18 protein-coding genes are annotated in these 14,047 nt (G+C 72.3%); 6 read left to right on the top strand and 12 right to left on the bottom strand.

The window, feature by feature from the left end; all coding sequences use genetic code 11:
* The coding region (locus tag IM725_RS11790) for a DUF3014 domain-containing protein (protein WP_193780792.1) at positions 1 to 616 on the top strand (616 nt) is incomplete at its 5' end.
* 267 nt (positions 617 to 883) lie between these two features.
* On the top strand, positions 884 to 1,594 hold the full coding sequence (locus tag IM725_RS11785; protein WP_193780791.1) for a DUF4396 domain-containing protein: 711 nt from the start codon (positions 884 to 886) through the stop codon (positions 1,592 to 1,594).
* Positions 1,595 to 1,648: 54 nt separating this feature from the next.
* On the opposite strand, the gene IM725_RS11780 is transcribed toward IM725_RS11785, so the two are convergent.
* The 4 genes from IM725_RS11780 to panB form a co-directional block, all read right to left on the bottom strand.
* The gene (locus IM725_RS11780; RefSeq protein WP_193780790.1) at positions 1,649 to 1,870 is read right to left on the bottom strand and encodes a DUF6494 family protein; all 222 of its coding nucleotides are present in this window, start codon (positions 1,868 to 1,870) and stop codon (positions 1,649 to 1,651) included.
* A 125-nt stretch (positions 1,871 to 1,995) separates the two neighbouring features.
* Positions 1,996 to 2,700, bottom strand: coding sequence for an aspartate/glutamate racemase family protein (locus IM725_RS11775; protein WP_193780789.1), 705 nt, complete (start codon positions 2,698 to 2,700; stop codon positions 1,996 to 1,998).
* A gap of 36 nt (positions 2,701 to 2,736) precedes the next feature.
* Entirely contained in the window at positions 2,737 to 3,558 is an 822-nt protein-coding gene (gene panC / locus IM725_RS11770; protein WP_193780788.1) for a pantoate--beta-alanine ligase, read from the bottom strand.
* Positions 3,559 to 3,564: 6 nt separating this feature from the next.
* Positions 3,565 to 4,368: a 3-methyl-2-oxobutanoate hydroxymethyltransferase gene (gene panB / locus IM725_RS11765; RefSeq protein ID WP_193780787.1), complete on the bottom strand. Its 804-nt coding sequence runs from the start codon at positions 4,366 to 4,368 to the stop codon at positions 3,565 to 3,567.
* A 352-nt stretch (positions 4,369 to 4,720) separates the two neighbouring features.
* Between panB and IM725_RS11760 the strand changes: the two genes are divergently transcribed.
* Positions 4,721 to 5,143, top strand: coding sequence for a BLUF domain-containing protein (locus tag IM725_RS11760; RefSeq protein WP_193780786.1), 423 nt, complete (start codon positions 4,721 to 4,723; stop codon positions 5,141 to 5,143).
* Between the two features lie 162 nt (positions 5,144 to 5,305).
* On the top strand, positions 5,306 to 5,683 hold the full coding sequence (locus IM725_RS11755; RefSeq protein WP_227753767.1) for a YXWGXW repeat-containing protein: 378 nt from the start codon (positions 5,306 to 5,308) through the stop codon (positions 5,681 to 5,683).
* Positions 5,684 to 5,737: 54 nt separating this feature from the next.
* Here IM725_RS11755 and IM725_RS11750 read toward each other — a convergent pair whose 3' ends face one another.
* On the bottom strand, positions 5,738 to 6,604 hold the full coding sequence (locus tag IM725_RS11750; RefSeq protein WP_193780784.1) for an aldo/keto reductase family oxidoreductase: 867 nt from the start codon (positions 6,602 to 6,604) through the stop codon (positions 5,738 to 5,740).
* Positions 6,605 to 6,710: 106 nt separating this feature from the next.
* On the opposite strand from IM725_RS11750, the gene IM725_RS11745 reads away from it, so the two are divergent.
* Positions 6,711 to 7,628 carry a LysR family transcriptional regulator gene (locus IM725_RS11745; RefSeq protein ID WP_193780783.1) on the top strand — a complete coding sequence of 306 codons (918 nt, stop codon included), beginning with the start codon at positions 6,711 to 6,713 and terminating at the stop codon, positions 7,626 to 7,628.
* 48 nt (positions 7,629 to 7,676) lie between these two features.
* On the opposite strand, the gene IM725_RS11740 is transcribed toward IM725_RS11745, so the two are convergent.
* Positions 7,677 to 7,880: a hypothetical protein gene (locus IM725_RS11740; protein ID WP_193780782.1), complete on the bottom strand. Its 204-nt coding sequence runs from the start codon at positions 7,878 to 7,880 to the stop codon at positions 7,677 to 7,679.
* 209 nt (positions 7,881 to 8,089) lie between these two features.
* A complete protein-coding gene (locus IM725_RS11735) occupies positions 8,090 to 8,848 on the bottom strand; it encodes an SDR family oxidoreductase (RefSeq protein ID WP_193780781.1) in 759 nt (252 codons plus the stop codon).
* Between the two features lie 97 nt (positions 8,849 to 8,945).
* Here IM725_RS11735 and IM725_RS11730 point away from each other — a divergent pair, with 97 nt between their 5' ends.
* Entirely contained in the window at positions 8,946 to 9,908 is a 963-nt protein-coding gene (locus IM725_RS11730) for an AraC family transcriptional regulator (RefSeq protein ID WP_193780780.1), read from the top strand.
* A 33-nt stretch (positions 9,909 to 9,941) separates the two neighbouring features.
* Here IM725_RS11730 and IM725_RS11725 read toward each other — a convergent pair whose 3' ends face one another.
* The 5 genes from IM725_RS11725 to IM725_RS11705 are packed head-to-tail and all read right to left on the bottom strand — an operon-like array spanning position 9,942 to position 13,958.
* Positions 9,942 to 10,295, bottom strand: coding sequence for a copper-binding protein (locus IM725_RS11725; RefSeq protein WP_193780779.1), 354 nt, complete (start codon positions 10,293 to 10,295; stop codon positions 9,942 to 9,944).
* Positions 10,296 to 10,324: 29 nt separating this feature from the next.
* Positions 10,325 to 10,816: a cupredoxin domain-containing protein gene (locus IM725_RS11720; protein ID WP_193780778.1), complete on the bottom strand. Its 492-nt coding sequence runs from the start codon at positions 10,814 to 10,816 to the stop codon at positions 10,325 to 10,327.
* Positions 10,817 to 10,839: 23 nt separating this feature from the next.
* Positions 10,840 to 12,207, bottom strand: a complete 1,368-nt coding sequence (locus IM725_RS11715; protein WP_193780777.1) for a multicopper oxidase family protein — start codon at positions 12,205 to 12,207, stop codon at positions 10,840 to 10,842.
* A gap of 12 nt (positions 12,208 to 12,219) precedes the next feature.
* Positions 12,220 to 13,620 (bottom strand): TolC family protein, encoded by a 1,401-nt coding sequence (locus IM725_RS11710; protein WP_193780776.1) that lies wholly within the window; start codon positions 13,618 to 13,620, stop codon positions 12,220 to 12,222.
* Positions 13,617 to 13,958: a hypothetical protein gene (locus tag IM725_RS11705; protein WP_193780775.1), complete on the bottom strand. Its 342-nt coding sequence runs from the start codon at positions 13,956 to 13,958 to the stop codon at positions 13,617 to 13,619. The genes IM725_RS11710 and IM725_RS11705 overlap by 4 nt, the downstream gene beginning before the upstream one ends.
* Positions 13,959 to 14,047 lie beyond the last annotated feature (89 nt).

Here is a 14,047-nt window from a genome sequence, read left to right as displayed (position 1 = left end):
GCCCCTGCAGGCCGCGGACCTGCCCGGCGCGCTGGAGGCGCTGCTGGGCCGGCAGGGCGTCGCCAGCTTCCTGCGGGCCGACGACTTCGCACGCCGCCTGGTGGCCACGGTGGACAACCTGGGGCGTGCGCACGCACCGTCCTCGCTGTGGCCGGTGGCCGCCACCCCGGGCCGCTTCGGCGTGGACGAGTCCGGCGGCAGCACCGTGGCGGCGCTGGACAACGCGGCACGCTACACGCCCTGGGTCCAGTGGGTGGAGCGGGTGGATGCGGCGAAGGCCGTGGCCCTGTACCGGCGCATGTACCCCTTGCTGCAGGCGCAGTACCAGCAACTGGGCTACCCCGGCCGGCAGTTCCAGGGCCGCCTGCTGGAGGTGATCGGCCTGCTGCTGGACACGCCCGAGCCGGCTCAGCCACCCACCCTGCAGTTGCTGCAGTTCACGGGCGAGGTGGCGTCCCAGCGCCCCTGGGTGCACTACGAGTTCACCGACCCCGCGCTCGAAGCCCTGCCGGCCGGCCAGAAGATCCTGCTGCGCGTGGGCCTGGTCAACGAGCGGCGCCTGAAGAAGAAGCTGGCCGAATTCCGCGACGCGCTGCGCACGCCGCCGGTGAACTGAGCGCCCCTGCGGCGCGGGCCCAGGACCTTGCCCTGCGGCGCAGGGCCAGGACCTTTGCGGCGCGGCGCGGGCCCAGGACGGCCCGCCCCTTCCGTTCGCTTCTGACACGATTTCGCACAGCACGGTTACGGCACAGGTCCCGTACAGTCCGAGCCATTGTATTTGTGCAAATGCTCTTCGGGCCCTGGCCCAGGGCAGCCCAACCGGAGTTCATGCCATGGCATCGAGGCGCGCGCGTAGCGGGGCACGGCCGGGGCCGGCCTGAACATGGCGCCCGCCTGGCTGCACGCGCTGGCTATCGCCTTCGCCTTGCTGGGCGTGGCCTGCGCCCTGGGGATCGCCGTGGACGTGCTGCGCCACCCGCAGCGCATGGGGGTGATGAACGTGGTGTGGCCGGTGACGGCGCTGTTCGGCACCGTGCTGGCCCTGTGGGCCTATGGCCGCTGGGGGCGCCTGTCCACGCAGGAGGCCATTGAACGCCAGGGGCCGCCCAGGACGCCCGGCCCCGTCGCCACGGGCACGGGCACGGCGCATTGCGGCAGCGCCTGCACCCTGGCGGACATCCTGGGGGAATGGCTGGCCGTGGGGGCGCCCGGCATCCTGGCCTGGGTGGGCCTGGGCACGGTCTTCGAGCAGATGATCTTCGCCCGCTGGGTGCTGGACTTCATCCTTGCCTTCCTGCTGGGCATCGCGTTCCAGTACTTCGCCATCGTGCCCATGCGCAAGCTGGCCTTCCTGCCCGGCGTCTGGGCGGCCGTGAAGGCGGACACGCTCTCGCTCGCGGCCTGGCAGGTGGGCATGTACGGCTTCATGGCCGTGGTGCACTTCGGGCTCTACGCGCGGGTGCTGGGGGCGCGGCTGGCGGTGAACTCGTTCGAGTTCTGGTTCTTCATGCAGATCGGCATGCTGTGCGGCTTCGCGACCGCCTACCCCGTCAATGCCTGGCTGATCCGCAAGGGCTGGAAGGAGCGCATGTAGCCCGCGCAGCACCCGGGGCTGCGCGGCGCGACGCAGCGCGGGCCCCGCAGGCGCTCAGGGCGCGGCGCCCGGCTCCAACCGGATCTCGCCGTCGAACTCCGCCTTCAGGCGCAGCCCCGCGATCTCCAGCGTCATGCGGGCAGGCAGCGTCTCGGTGCCCGTGATCGTGCCCTCGCGGACGGCCCGGGCCACCGCATGCTCGATCTCGCGCTGCGAGTTCACGCCCACCATCTTCAGGAACTTGCGGATGCTGATGTTCAGCTCGTCTTCGTTCATGGCTCTCTCTCCTTGGATTGGCAAGGCGATGATGCGCTGGATCCGCGGGCCATGGAAGGGGCCTCTGCGTCCTGCGCGGTGCCCGGCGCCTGCCCGGCGGGCGACGGCAGGACGCGACCGCGGCCCTAGGCGGCTTCGCCCGCCAGCGCGAAATCCACCGCGGCCTGCGCGTGCAGTACCGTGCTGTCCAGCAGGGGGAGTTCGCTGTCCGCCGCCTGGATCAGCAGGCCGATCTCGGTGCAGCCCAGGATCACCGCCTGCGCACCGCGCTGCCCCAGCGCGGCGATGGCCCGGCGGTACAGGGTGCGCGAGTCCTCCAGGAGCACGCCCCGGCACAGTTCCTCGTAGATCACGCGGTGAAGTGACTGCTGGGTGTCCTCGGGCGGCACCAGCACCTCCAGCCCGTAGCGCTGGGCCAGCCTCTCCTTGAGGAAGGGTTCGCGCATGGTGAAGCCCGTCGCCAGCAGGCCGACCCGCCCGTGGCCGGCGCGGCGGGCCGCCTCGCCCACGCTGTCGGCGATGTGCAGCAGGGGCAGGCTGCTGGCCTCTTCCAGCACCGGGGCCAGCTTGTGCATGGTGTTGGTGCACAGCACCAGGGCCTGCGCGCCCCCGGCCTCCAGCCGGCGGGCGCTGTCGCGCAGGACCTGGGCCGCGCTGTCCCAGTCGCCGACGTGCTGGGCGTGGGCGACGGGCGCGAAATCGATGCTGTGCAGCAGCAGCGGGGCCGAGTGCAGGCCGCCCAGCCGGCCCGCCACACCCTGGTTGATCAGCTTGTAGTAGAGGGCGGTGGACTCCCAGCTCATCCCACCTATCAGCCCCAGGGTCCGCATGCTCGCTCCTTGCGCCGGCCCAGGCCCGCGTCGTGTTCAGAACTCGAGGTTGTCGATCAGCCGCGTGGCCCCCAGGCGGGCCGCGCCCAGCGCCACCCGGGGCTGGCCCGGGGCCGGGGGCAGCAGGTCCTGCCTGTGGCGCACCGTGAGGTAGTCGGGCTGCCAACCGCGCTCGCGCAGGGCCTGCACCGCCGCCGCCTCGGCCTCCTCGCGCGGGGCGCCGGCCTGCACGCGCTGCGCGAGTTGCCGCAGGGCGAACGAGAGCTGCACCGCCTCCGCCCGCTCGGCGGCCGACAGGTAGCCGTTGCGCGAGGACAGGGCCAGCCCGTCCGCCGCGCGCTGCGTCTCGCCCGCCACCACCTGCACGGGCATCGCGAACTGCCGCACCATGCCCTGGATCACCAGCAGCTGCTGGTAGTCCTTCTTGCCGAACACGGCCACCGCGGGCTGCACGCACTGGAACAGCTTCATCACCACCGTGCACACGCCGGTGAAGAAGCCGGGGCGGAACTCGCCCTCGAGGATGCCGGCCAGCGCCGGGTCGGGCTGCACCGTCCAGGCCTGCGGCTCGGGGTAGAGCTCGCGCTCGTTGGGCGCGAACAGCAGGTCGCAGCCCGCGGCGGCGAGCTGGTCCGCATCCGCCTGCAAGGTGCGGGGGTAGGCGTCGAAGTCTTCGTGCGGCAGGAACTGCAGCCGGTTGACGAAGATGCTGGCCACGGTGACGTCGCCGTGGCGCCGGGCTTCGCGCACCAGGGCGAGGTGCCCCTCGTGCAGGTTGCCCATGGTGGGCACGAAGGCCGGGCGCCTGTGGCGCGACAGGCGTTCGCGCAGCGCCGCGAGGGTATGTACTGTTTCCATCGCCGCTCAGAACCCGTGCAGCGCGGGGTCGGGGAAGCTGCCGTCCTTCACGCACTGCACGTAGTGGGCGACGGCCTGCGCGATGCTGCGTCCGGACTCCATGAAGTTGCGCACGAAGCGCGGCGGCTGGGGCGAGAGGCCCAGCAGGTCGTGCAGCACCAGCACCTGGCCGCTGCAAGCGGGGCCGGCGCCTATGCCGATCACCGGGATCGGCAGCGCACGGGTGACCGTCTCGGCCAGGGCCGAGGGCACGAGCTCCAGCACCAGCATGCTGGCACCGGCCTGCGCCAGGGCCGACGCGTCCGCGCGCAGCACCTCGGCCTGGGCATCGCTGCGGCCCTGCACGCGCCAGCCGCCCAGCGCGTGCACGGACTGCGGCGTCAAGCCCAGGTGCGCGCACACCGGCACGCCGCGCTCCACCAGGAAGCGCACGGTCTCGGCCGTCCAGCCGCCCCCCTCCAGCTTCACCATGTGCGCGCCGGCCTGCATGAGCGCGGTTGAGCTGTGCATCGCCTGCTCGCGCGAGACGGCGTAGCTGCCGTACGGCAGGTCCCCGATCACCCAGGCCCTGCGGTTGCCCCGGGCGACGCATTCGGTGTGGTAGGCCATGTGCTCCAGCGTGACGGGCACGGTGGTCTGGCGTCCCTGCAGCACCATGCCCAGCGAATCCCCCACCAGGATGCAGTCGGCGCCGGCCTCGTCGACCACGCGCGCGAAGGCCGCGTCATAGGCCGTGAGCATCGCGATCTTCTCGCCCTGGGCATGCATGTCGCGCAGGCGGTGCAGCGTGATCGGCTTGCGATCGCTCATGGCGCCGCCCTCCGCGGGCCGGGCTGCGGCGATGCGGCCGTCCACGGACGGACGGCCGGCGGGTTCGCCATCCGCAGCGGGACGGCGGCTTGCTCCAGGACTTCAGACAAGGTTTCTCCTCGAAGGGGCCAATCGCGCTCGGGCCCGGCCACTGCAGCCCATGGGCCCTGGCGAGGCGCCGCGGTGCGCAGGCACGCCATGCGGTTCCCAGCCCGTCCAGTTCCGGCCGGAACTCGAGAGGCCGGATTATGGCCAGAAGCCGGGCCGCCCCCGCGTGGGGGCATTGCCCGGGCCGGCGCCCCGCCTGCGTCCCCTGCCTAGAATACGCGCACGCCACTTCCCCGGGAACCGCATGCTGATCCGCCTCGTCTACGCCAGCCGCAGCACCGGCACGCTCACGCCGGTCGACGTCAAGGACATCGTGCGCAGCTCGCAGCGGAACAACGCGCCGGTGGGCGTGACGGGCGCGCTGCTGCTGGCCAACGGCATCTTCCTGCAGTGCCTGGAAGGCGACCACCTCGCGGTGAATGCGCTGTACCACCGCATCCTGCTGGACGGGCGTCACCGCGACCCCGCCATCCTGCAATTCAGCGAGATCGACCAGCGGCTGTACGGCGGCTGGAGCATGGGCCTGGTGCCCATGACCGAGGCCACCAGGTCGCTCATGCTGCGGTATTCACCCGCCGTCGGCTTCGACCCCTACGCCATGCGCCCGCGCGCGCTGGACGCGCTCTTCACCGAGTTGGTGGCGCAGGCGCGCACCCTGGACGCCTGAGCGCCGCGCAGCGGTTTGGTGCTGCCCGGACAGGGCGCGCTGCGCGAAAAGTCAGGTGCAGTTCAGCCCCGCGGCCTGCTTGTGAATCAAGGTGTAACGAGTGCTGCAACGCTGTGCACGCAACGGCTGGGCCCGCGTTGTGCACGCATGAAATCACTGCCCTTGACCCTCGTCGCCGTCGGCATCGCAATTGCAGCCGCCGGCTGTACCACCGTGGTCCGCGAGCCTGCAGCCCAGGTGGTGGTGCGGCCCGCGCCGCAGAAGGTGGTCGTGCGCGAAATGCCCGCGCCCATCGTCGAAGTCGTCTCGCCCGCGCCGGCCCCCGGCATGCACTGGGTGCCCGGCCACTGGGTCTGGCGCGCCCAGGGTTGGCAGTGGGCTGCCGGCCACTGGGTGAACAACCCGGTGCCGCCCATGCCCGCGGTGATCGTCGAGACCATTCCCGCGCCGCCGTCGCCGGCCCATGTGTGGGTGCGCGGCCACTGGCGCTGGGGCGGTGCGGGCTGGGTCTGGGCCCAGGGCCACTGGGTCATCGGCTGACGGCCTGGCGGGCCGGGGCCCGCCAGAGCAGCACCCGGCACCTGCAGGTGATCTTCAGGTGCGCAGCGCGTCCAGCCGCGCCAGGGCCGAAGGCGGCAGCGCCAGGCTGGCGGCCTCCAGGTTCTCGCGCAGGTGCGTGAGTGAGGCGGTACCGGGGATCAGCAGGATGTTGGCCGAGCGGTGCAGCAGCCAGGCCAGGGCCACCTGCATCGCGGTCGCGCCCAGTTCGGCCGCCACCGCGTCCAGCACGCCGGACTGCAGGCGGGTGAAGCCGCCGAGCGGAAAGAAGGGCACGTAGGCGATGCCCGCCGCCGCGAGCTCGTCGACCAGCCCGTCGTCGCCGCGGTGCACCAGGTTGTAGTGGTTCTGCACACAGGCCAACGGCACCATGCGGCGCGCCTCGCGCACCTGGGCCGGCGTGGCGTTCGAGAGGCCCAGGTGGCGGATCAGGCCCTGCTGCTGCAGCTGCGCCAGCACGGCCAGCGGCGCCTCGATGGGCCCTTCGGCCGGTCCGTGCGCGTCGAACATCAGCCGCAGGTTGACCACGTCCAGCACCTCCAGCTGCAGGTTGCGCAGGTTGTCGTGCACGGCACTGCGCAAGGCCTCGGGCGTGAAGGCTGGCAGCCATTCGCCGGCAGGGCCGCGCCGGGCCCCGACCTTGGTGACCAGGGTCAGCCCGTCGCGGTACGGGTGCAGCGCCTCGCGCACGATCTGGTTGGTGAGGTGCGGGCCGTAGAAGTCGCTGGTGTCCAGGTGGTCCACGCCGGCCTCGACCGCCGCCCGCAGCACGGCCACCGCCTGCGCGCGGTCGCGCGGCGGCCCGAACACGCCGGGCCCCGCCAGCTGCATGGTGCCGTAGCCCATGCGGTGCACCGTGCGCCCGCCCAGGCGGAAGGTGCCGGCCTTGTCGATCTGATTCATCAATCGAACTCCTGAAAGTTAGGGAGAGCCGGTGAATGTAGGCACGGGCCGGGTGCGCCACAATCCGGTGGAATCGGCACAGCCTGTACGGAATTCCGGACACTCCATGGCTCCTCTCGAAGATCTCGCGGCGTTCGCGGCCGTGGCCAGGCACGGCGGATTCCGCGGCGCCGCCCGGGCGACCGGCACCAGTGCGTCTCGCCTGTCCGAAGCCCTGCGGCGCCTGGAAGCGCGCCTGGGCGTGCGCCTCATGCACCGGACCACGCGCAGCATCCGGCCCACCGAGGCGGGTGCGCGCCTGCTGGCGCGCCTGCGGCCGGCGCTGGACGACCTGGACCAGGCGCTGGACGCCGTAAACGCGGCCCGGGACAAGCCCGCGGGCCGCCTGCGCCTGAACGTGCCCATCAGTGCCGCCCGGCTGGTGCTGCCGCGCATCGTGCCGCCCTTTCTCGAGGCCTACCCGGACATCGAGCTCGAGGTGGTCGCCGAGGACCGCTTCGTGGACGTGCTGGCCGAAGGCTTCGATGCCGGGATCCGCTACGGCGAGCGGCTGGAGGGCGACATGGTGGCGGTTCCCATCGGGCCCCGGACCCAGCGCTTCGCGGCCGCCGCGTCGCGCGCCTACCTGGAGCAGCACGGCCGGCCCAGGCACCCGCGCGACCTGTTGCGCCACGCCTGCCTGCGCGGCCGGTTCTCCAGCGGCTTTGCGCCGCCCTGGGAATTCGTGCGCGCGGGGGAGTCGGTGAAGCCGGAGGTGCGCGGCCCCCTGGTGGTCGGGCTGGGCGGCGCGGTGGACCTCGCCGTGGACGCCGCGATCGCCGGCACCGGCATCGTCTACCTGTTCGAGGACTGGCTGCAGCCCTTCTTTTCGCGCGGTGAGCTGGAACCGGTGCTGCCGGCCTGGTGGCCCAGCTTCAGCGGCCCCTTCCTCTACTACGCGGGGCGGCGGCAGCTGCCCGCACCGCTGCGCGCCTTCGTGGATTTCGTGAAGCAGCAGGCCGCCGGGGACGAGGGCGTGGCCTGAGCGCGGCGCGGCCGCGCGACCGCGACACCGCGCAAGCGCAGCCGGCCCTCAGCCCGACACGGGCCGCTCGTCCGTGGGCAGGACCGTGGCCTTGCGCCGCTCCACCTGCCGCATCCGCTCCATGGCGGATTGCGAACCCTCCCCGGAAGCGCGCTCGCGGAACGGCGCCTGCTGCTGCCGCGCGGGCCAGGGCTCATCCTTGCCGGGCGCGGGCGGCCTCTGCAGCGGCGGCGTGGAGCGTGGATGGGCCATGGGACGCATGGTGCGGCCGCCCGCACGCCGCGCCTGTGCGCGGCCGCCGAAGCGCCGGTAGGAAGAGCACGCATGTTCCGGTCGGCCCCGGCACGACAGGCCTGCCCGGCCCGAGCTCGCGCTGAGCCGTGCACGGAGGCCCACGGGCGGGACCTCGGCAGCCGGCCTGCCCTCTCGGGAGCGTCCCGGGCCCGGCACGGCCCAGCGATTCAGCCGAGCGCCGCGGCCATGGCCTGCGCATCCGCGCCGGCCGGCACGGCCCGGGGGGCCGCCGCGTCCGTGACCACGCGCCAGACGGCCTGGGCCACGTCGGCGGCCTCGGTGACGGGTGCGGCCGGGTCCGCGGTGGCGGTGGCGAGGCTGCGCGCGAAGCCGGCATAGGCAGCGTGCAGGCTGCCGCCCGCACGCTGCTGCGCGCTGCTGCCGAAGGGCGTGCCGGGGGCACGGCCGGGCTGCACCAGGTGCGCGCGGATGCCGAAGGGGGCCAGCTCCAGCGCCAGCGAGCGGGTGAAGCCCTCCACCGCCGACTTGCTGGCCGTGTAGACGGACAGCAGCGGCATGGGCTGGAAGGCGACCACCGACGAGACATTGACGATCACGCCCGAGCGGCGGCCGCGCATCTGCGGCAGGACCGCCTGCGTCATGGCGATGGTGCCCAGCACGTTGGTCTCGAACACATCGCGCACCTGCTGCGCAGTCAGGCCCTCCAGGGGCGCGCGCAGGCCGATGCCGGCGTTGTTCACCAGGGCGTCCACCGGCCCTGCCTGGACCACGCAGTGGGCAATGCTCTGGCCGTCGGTGACATCCAGCGGGAGGATGAGCAGCTGGCTGGAGACCGGCAGCAGGTCCGCGCGCGGCGTGCGCATGGTGGCCACGACGCGCCAGCCGCGCGCAAGGAAGAGGCGGCAGGTCTCCAGGCCGAAGCCGGATGAGCAACCGGTGATGAGGATGGTGGGCTGCGAGGACATGCTGGAACTCCGGTGTGGGGTTGGAAAGCCATGACGATAGGCGGCCGGGGCCGGACTGACTACACTGCCCAATCCGTATTTTTGTGGAGATCGTCCGATGTCCGATCCGCTGGCCCAGGTGGTCTCGCTGCTGCGGCCCGGGGCGCCCTTCTCCAAGCTCGTCGAGGCGTCCGAGCCCTGGGCGGTGCGCCGCACCGAGATGGGCCGGCCCTTCTACTTCGCCGTGCTGGAAGGCCGCTGCCAGCTGCGCATCGACGGCCCGGCCGGGGACGACACCGTGGTGCTGGGCGAAGGCGACTTCCTGCTCATTCCCTCCTCGCGCGGCTTCACGGCCTGCAGCCTGGACCGCGCACCGCCCGGCCCGGGGGACGCCGTGACCACCCCCGTGGCCCGCACCGCCCGGGGCGCGCGGGTGGGCGATCCGCGCGCCCCCATCGCGGTGCGCATGCTGGTCGGCAACTGCGAGCTGGACACACGGCATGCGCCGGTGCTGCTCGCCCTGCTGCCCCAGTGGGTGCACGTGCGCGGCGACCCGCGCCTGGCGGCCCTGGTGGAACTGGTGGGGGACGAAGCGCGGGCACGGCGGCCGGCCCGCGACGTGGTGACGGCGCGCCTGCTGGAGGTGCTGCTCATCGAGGCCCTGCGCGCGGCCCACCAGGACGGCAGCGCCACGGGCCTTGCGCGCGGGCTGGCGGACCCGCAACTGGCGCGGGCCCTGCGCTGCATGCACGAGCGGCCCGCCCAGCCCTGGACCATGGAGGCGCTCGCGGCGCAGGCGGCGCTCTCACGCTCCGCCTTCTTCGACCGCTTTCGCCGGGCCGTCGGCATGGCGCCCATGCAGTACCTCATGGGCTGGCGCATGGCGCTGTCCGAACAGATGCTGCGCGAAGGGGCCCTGCCCATCGCCGAGATCGCGCAAAGGGTGGGCTACAGCTCGGTGAGCACCTTCGGGCTCGCCTTCACGCGCCACGCGGGCACGCCGCCGGGTCGCTATGCGCGGCTGCACCGCCCCGCGCGTGCCGGCGGGGCGAGCCGTGCGGGGGCTGCAGCAGTCGCGTGAGCGCCGGGCCGCGGCCGCGGCGCTCCCACGCCTTCAGTGGACGACTTCCAGCGCCGTCACCACGAAGACCCCGTCCTTGCGGTCCGCGGTGAAGCGCACCTTGTCGCCCGGCTTCAGGCCGTCCAGCAGCTTCTTGTCGGTGGCGGTGAAGACCATGGTCATGCCGGGCATGTCCAGGTTGGTCAGCGGCCCGTGGCGCAAGGTGACCTTGCCCAGCTCGGGGTCCACCTTGCGCACCTCGCCTTCGGACAGCAGCGGCGCGCCCGCCTGCGCGCCCGCCGCCGGGTGGTGGGCCGCAGGGTCGGGTTCGCTGGCGGCGGGTTGCTGGGCATGCGCCACGGCGGCGGCGGCGAACAGGGCGCAGAGGACGCGTTGGGGGGCTTTCATGGGGGTTCTCCAATCCAGGGGGAGTCGAATCATTTGACGGTGACGCTGCCGACCATGCCGGCTTCGAAATGGCCGGGCTGCAGGCAGGCGAATTCGAAGCGGCCGGCCTGCGTGAACTGCCAGACGATCTCGCCGTTCTTGCCGGGCTTCACGTGGGCCATGTTCGCGTCGGCATGTTCCATGTCGGGGAACTTCTTCATCAGTTCGGCGTGCGCCTTCAGGGCCTCGGGCGTGCCCAGCACCATCTCGTGCAGGACCTGGCCCCCGTTGTGCACCACGAACTTCACGGTCTCGCCACGGCGCACCGAGATGCTGTCGGGGCTGAAGCGTAGGGTGTCGGACATCTCCACCCGCACGGTGCGGGTGGCCTTCGCCGGGTCGCCCTCCTGGCCGAAGGCGGTGGGCTCCACCTGGGCTGCGTCGAAGTGGTGGGCCGCGCCATGCCCGTCGCCATGGGCCAGGGCCTGGGTGGCCGCGAGGAGCGCCAGGGCGGCGCAGGTGCAAAGGGACTTCGTGTTCATGTTGAGCTTCGTCAGGGTCGGAATCAGTGGCCTTCATGGCCGGAGGGGCGGCGCACGGAGAGTCCGGCGTCACCCGCCGGCAGCCCCTTCGCGCGGGCGGGCGCCTCGAGCTGCCCGGTGAATTCATAGGCGACGGTGCCGGGCGGGTGCTTGTACGCGCCCGGGTCCTTGTAGTCGCCGGGCCGCTGGTCGTCGCGGACCTTCACCACGCTGAACATGCCGCCCATGCCCACCGGGCCGAACGGGCCCTGGCCGGTCATCATGGGCAGCGTGTTGTCCGGCAGCGGCATCTCCATCTCGGTCATGTCGTGCATGCCCTTCTCGCCCATGACCATGTAGTCCGGCACCAGGCGGGTGATGCGTTCGGCGACGCTCTTCTGGTCCACGCCCACCATGGTCGGGACGCCGTGGCCCATGGCGTTCATGGTGTGGTGGCTCTTGTGGCAGTGGATCGCCCAGTCCCCGGCGAGCGCGTCGAACTCGATCGCCCGCAGCTGCCCGACGGCGACGTCCGTGGTCACCTCCGGCCAGCGCGCGCCCTTGGGCACCCAGCCGCCGTCCGTGCCCGTGACCTCGAAGTGCGGACCGTGCATGTGGATGGGGTGGTTGGTCATGGTGAGGTTGCCGACCCGGATACGGACGCGGTCGCCGGTGCGGGCCACCAGCGGGTCTATGCCCGGGAACACGCGGTTGTTCCAGGTCCACATGTTGAAGTCGGTCATGGTGCTGACCTTGGGCGTCATGGCCCCGGGCTCCACGTCGTACGAGGCGAGCATGAACATGAAGTCCCGGTCGACCTTCATGAAGCGCGCGTCCTTGGGGTGCACCACCATGCAGCCGTACATGCCCAGCGCGATCTGCAGCTGTTCGTCCAGGTGCGTGTGATAGAAGTGCGAGCCCGGCCGCAGCAGCGTGAATTCGTAGACGAAGGTCTTGCCCACGGGAATGGCCGGCTGCGTCAGGCCGGAGACGCCGTCCATGCCGTTGGGCACCAGCACGCCGTGCCAGTGGATGGCGGTGGGCTCGGGCAGCTTGTTCGTCACGAAGATGCGCACGCGGTCGCCCTCGACGGCCTCCAGGGTGGGCCCGGGGCTGGAGCCGTTGAAGCCCCACATGTTCACCTTCATGCCCGGAGCGAACTCGTGCACCACGGGCTCGCACACCAGGTGGAACTCCTTGACGTTGTTGTTCATGCGCCAGGGCAGCGACCAGCCGTTGAGCGTCACCACCGGGTTGAACGGGCGGCCGTTGGGCGGCGACGGCGGCGGCTGCGTGGCGGCGGAGGACTGCACGACGGCTTCGGGCAGGGAGGCCGCGGCCACGCGGCTCACGGCCGTGGCGCCCAGCGCGACGGCGCCGGCGGCCTTGAAGAAATTTCTGCGGTTGGACATGGCGGTTCCTTCTCAATGCCCCAGGGACGGCGCGGCGCCCGTGGCGGAGGGCGGCGGCAACAGGGCGGACGATCCCGGCGAGACGCCGGTCAGCGCGCTCTGCAGGCTGGCGTCGGCCACCCAGAAGTCGCGCAGGGCCTGCACGTAGCCCGACACGCCCGCGACCTGCTCGCGGGCGTCCGCGATGAGCTCGAAGACACTGATGAGCATGCCGTTGTAGCGCAGCAGGTTCTCGTCGGAGATCCGCTTGCGCAGCGGCACCACCTCGTCGCGGTAGTGCCGGGCCAGGTCGTAGGCGGTGCGGTACGCCGAATACGATTCGCGCACCTCGGACTGCGCGTTGACGGCGACCTCGGCCGTGCGGTTGACCGCCTGCAGGTAGGTCGCCTGGGCACGCGCGGCCCGCGCGGCGCCGAAGTCGAACAGGGGCAGCTCCAGCTCCACGTCGTAGCCGTTGGCCCGGGGCGCGCCGGTCTGGCTCTTGTTCTGGTAGCCGGCGTCCAGCACGTTGACAAAGCGGGTGGCGCGTGTCAGGCCCAGGGACTGGGCGACGGCCTCGGCGTTGCGCCGGGCGATGATCACGTCCAGGCGCTTTTCCAGGGCCGTGCGCTCGGCGTCACGCGCCTCCACGGGCTGCGCCGGGAGGTCCGGCAGGCGCTCGGGCAGGCGCAGGCTCGTGGCGTCGCCGGAGAGCCCCAGCAGGCGGATGAGCCGCTCGCGGTCGGCCGTGGCCTGGTGCCGGGCACGGGCCAGCTGCGCGGTGGCGTCGGCGTAGAAGGCCTGCTCGCGCATCTGGGTGAGCTTGTTGAAGTTGCCGGCCTGCACCATCTTCTTCGCGAGCTCGTTCGAGGCCTCGGCCGCGTCCTTGACCTGCCCGTAGTAGGTGAGCAGCTGCTGGCTCGCGACCGCGTCGAAGAAGGCCCGCCGCACATCGGCGGCCAGGCCCACCGCGTCGGCGGCCGCCTGGACCTGCGCCTGCTCGAAGCGGCGCTGGCCCAGTTGCGAGGCCGCGGGCAGCGTGAGCAGCCCCAGCACGTTGAACAGCACGCCCCTGTCGATCTCGAGCTCGCCGCCCCCGGACAGCCGCCCGAAGCTGAACACCGGGTTGGGCAGCCGGCCGGCCCGCACGTAGTCGGCCTCGGCGATGCCCAGTTCAGCGAATCTGGCCTGCAGCCCGCGGTTGCCGAGGAAGGCCAGCCTGACCGCCGATTCGGCGTCCAGCGGCTGCTTGAGCAGTTCGGCCACGCGGTCCCGCGCGGCCTGCTGCTCGGCCTCGGTGCGCTGCGCGGCCACCGGCTGGCCGGTGCGTTCGCGCGTCAGCGCCGAGACCTGGTCGAAACCGCCGTCGGCGGAAAAGCTGGCACAGCCACCCAGCACCAGGGCGGCGGTGGCGATGACGGTCAGCCGCATCATTTCCGGCCTCCTTCCATGGGCATGTCGTGCATGCCGTGCACGCCTTGCATTCCCTGCATGCCGGGGCCGCCGTGCCGCATGGGCGCGGGTGGGGTGGCCGCAGCCGCCGGAGGCTGCGCCGCGGGGCCGCCGTGCAGGCCCTGCGCCGCCCCGGCAGGGCCCGGGCCGCCATTCAGCGCACGCCAGTCGCCGGGCGCCAGGTCCTGCCAGGGTTTGTAGTCGGCAAAGGCGGACTGGTAGCGCAACGCCTCATCGTGCGCCGGGGCTGGGGCCTGGGCGAGTGCCACGGCCGGCAGCGCCAGGACGGCGGCCAGCCACCAGGAAGGGTTCTTTTTCATTTCCGAAGCCAATCTGATCTGCCGACGGGGTCGGCCCATGCCCGTGCGATGCACGGACGCCTTCGGGCCTCCAGGGGAGGCCGCGTCAG

This window comes from Ramlibacter aquaticus (assembly GCF_015159745.1).
In the GTDB taxonomy this organism is placed as follows: domain Bacteria; phylum Pseudomonadota; class Gammaproteobacteria; order Burkholderiales; family Burkholderiaceae_C; genus Ramlibacter; species Ramlibacter aquaticus.
Note: the sequence above shows the minus strand (reverse complement) of the source record. Positions and strands in the feature narration are given on the sequence as shown.

Excerpts from the sequence above, each read along its gene's own strand:
- IM725_RS11710 (WP_193780776.1), bottom strand. The coding sequence starts at position 13,620 with ATGATGCGGCTGACCGTCATCGCCACCGCCGCCCTGGTGCTGGGTGGC.
- IM725_RS11745 (WP_193780783.1), top strand. The coding sequence starts at position 6,711 with ATGGCTCCTCTCGAAGATCTCGCGGCGTTCGCGGCCGTGGCCAGGCAC.
- IM725_RS11760 (WP_193780786.1), top strand. The coding sequence starts at position 4,721 with ATGCTGATCCGCCTCGTCTACGCCAGCCGCAGCACCGGCACGCTCACG.
- IM725_RS11730 (WP_193780780.1), top strand. The coding sequence starts at position 8,946 with ATGTCCGATCCGCTGGCCCAGGTGGTCTCGCTGCTGCGGCCCGGGGCG.
- panB (WP_193780787.1), bottom strand. The coding sequence starts at position 4,368 with ATGAGCGATCGCAAGCCGATCACGCTGCACCGCCTGCGCGACATGCAT.
- IM725_RS11725 (WP_193780779.1), bottom strand. The coding sequence starts at position 10,295 with ATGAAAGCCCCCCAACGCGTCCTCTGCGCCCTGTTCGCCGCCGCCGCC.
- IM725_RS11740 (WP_193780782.1), bottom strand. The coding sequence starts at position 7,880 with ATGGCCCATCCACGCTCCACGCCGCCGCTGCAGAGGCCGCCCGCGCCC.
- IM725_RS11785 (WP_193780791.1), top strand. The coding sequence starts at position 884 with ATGGCGCCCGCCTGGCTGCACGCGCTGGCTATCGCCTTCGCCTTGCTG.
- IM725_RS11705 (WP_193780775.1), bottom strand. The coding sequence starts at position 13,958 with ATGAAAAAGAACCCTTCCTGGTGGCTGGCCGCCGTCCTGGCGCTGCCG.
- panC (WP_193780788.1), bottom strand. The coding sequence starts at position 3,558 with ATGGAAACAGTACATACCCTCGCGGCGCTGCGCGAACGCCTGTCGCGC.
- IM725_RS11775 (WP_193780789.1), bottom strand. The coding sequence starts at position 2,700 with ATGCGGACCCTGGGGCTGATAGGTGGGATGAGCTGGGAGTCCACCGCC.
- IM725_RS11735 (WP_193780781.1), bottom strand. The coding sequence starts at position 8,848 with ATGTCCTCGCAGCCCACCATCCTCATCACCGGTTGCTCATCCGGCTTC.
- IM725_RS11780 (WP_193780790.1), bottom strand. The coding sequence starts at position 1,870 with ATGAACGAAGACGAGCTGAACATCAGCATCCGCAAGTTCCTGAAGATG.
- IM725_RS11715 (WP_193780777.1), bottom strand. The coding sequence starts at position 12,207 with ATGTCCAACCGCAGAAATTTCTTCAAGGCCGCCGGCGCCGTCGCGCTG.
- IM725_RS11750 (WP_193780784.1), bottom strand. The coding sequence starts at position 6,604 with ATGAATCAGATCGACAAGGCCGGCACCTTCCGCCTGGGCGGGCGCACG.
- IM725_RS11720 (WP_193780778.1), bottom strand. The coding sequence starts at position 10,816 with ATGAACACGAAGTCCCTTTGCACCTGCGCCGCCCTGGCGCTCCTCGCG.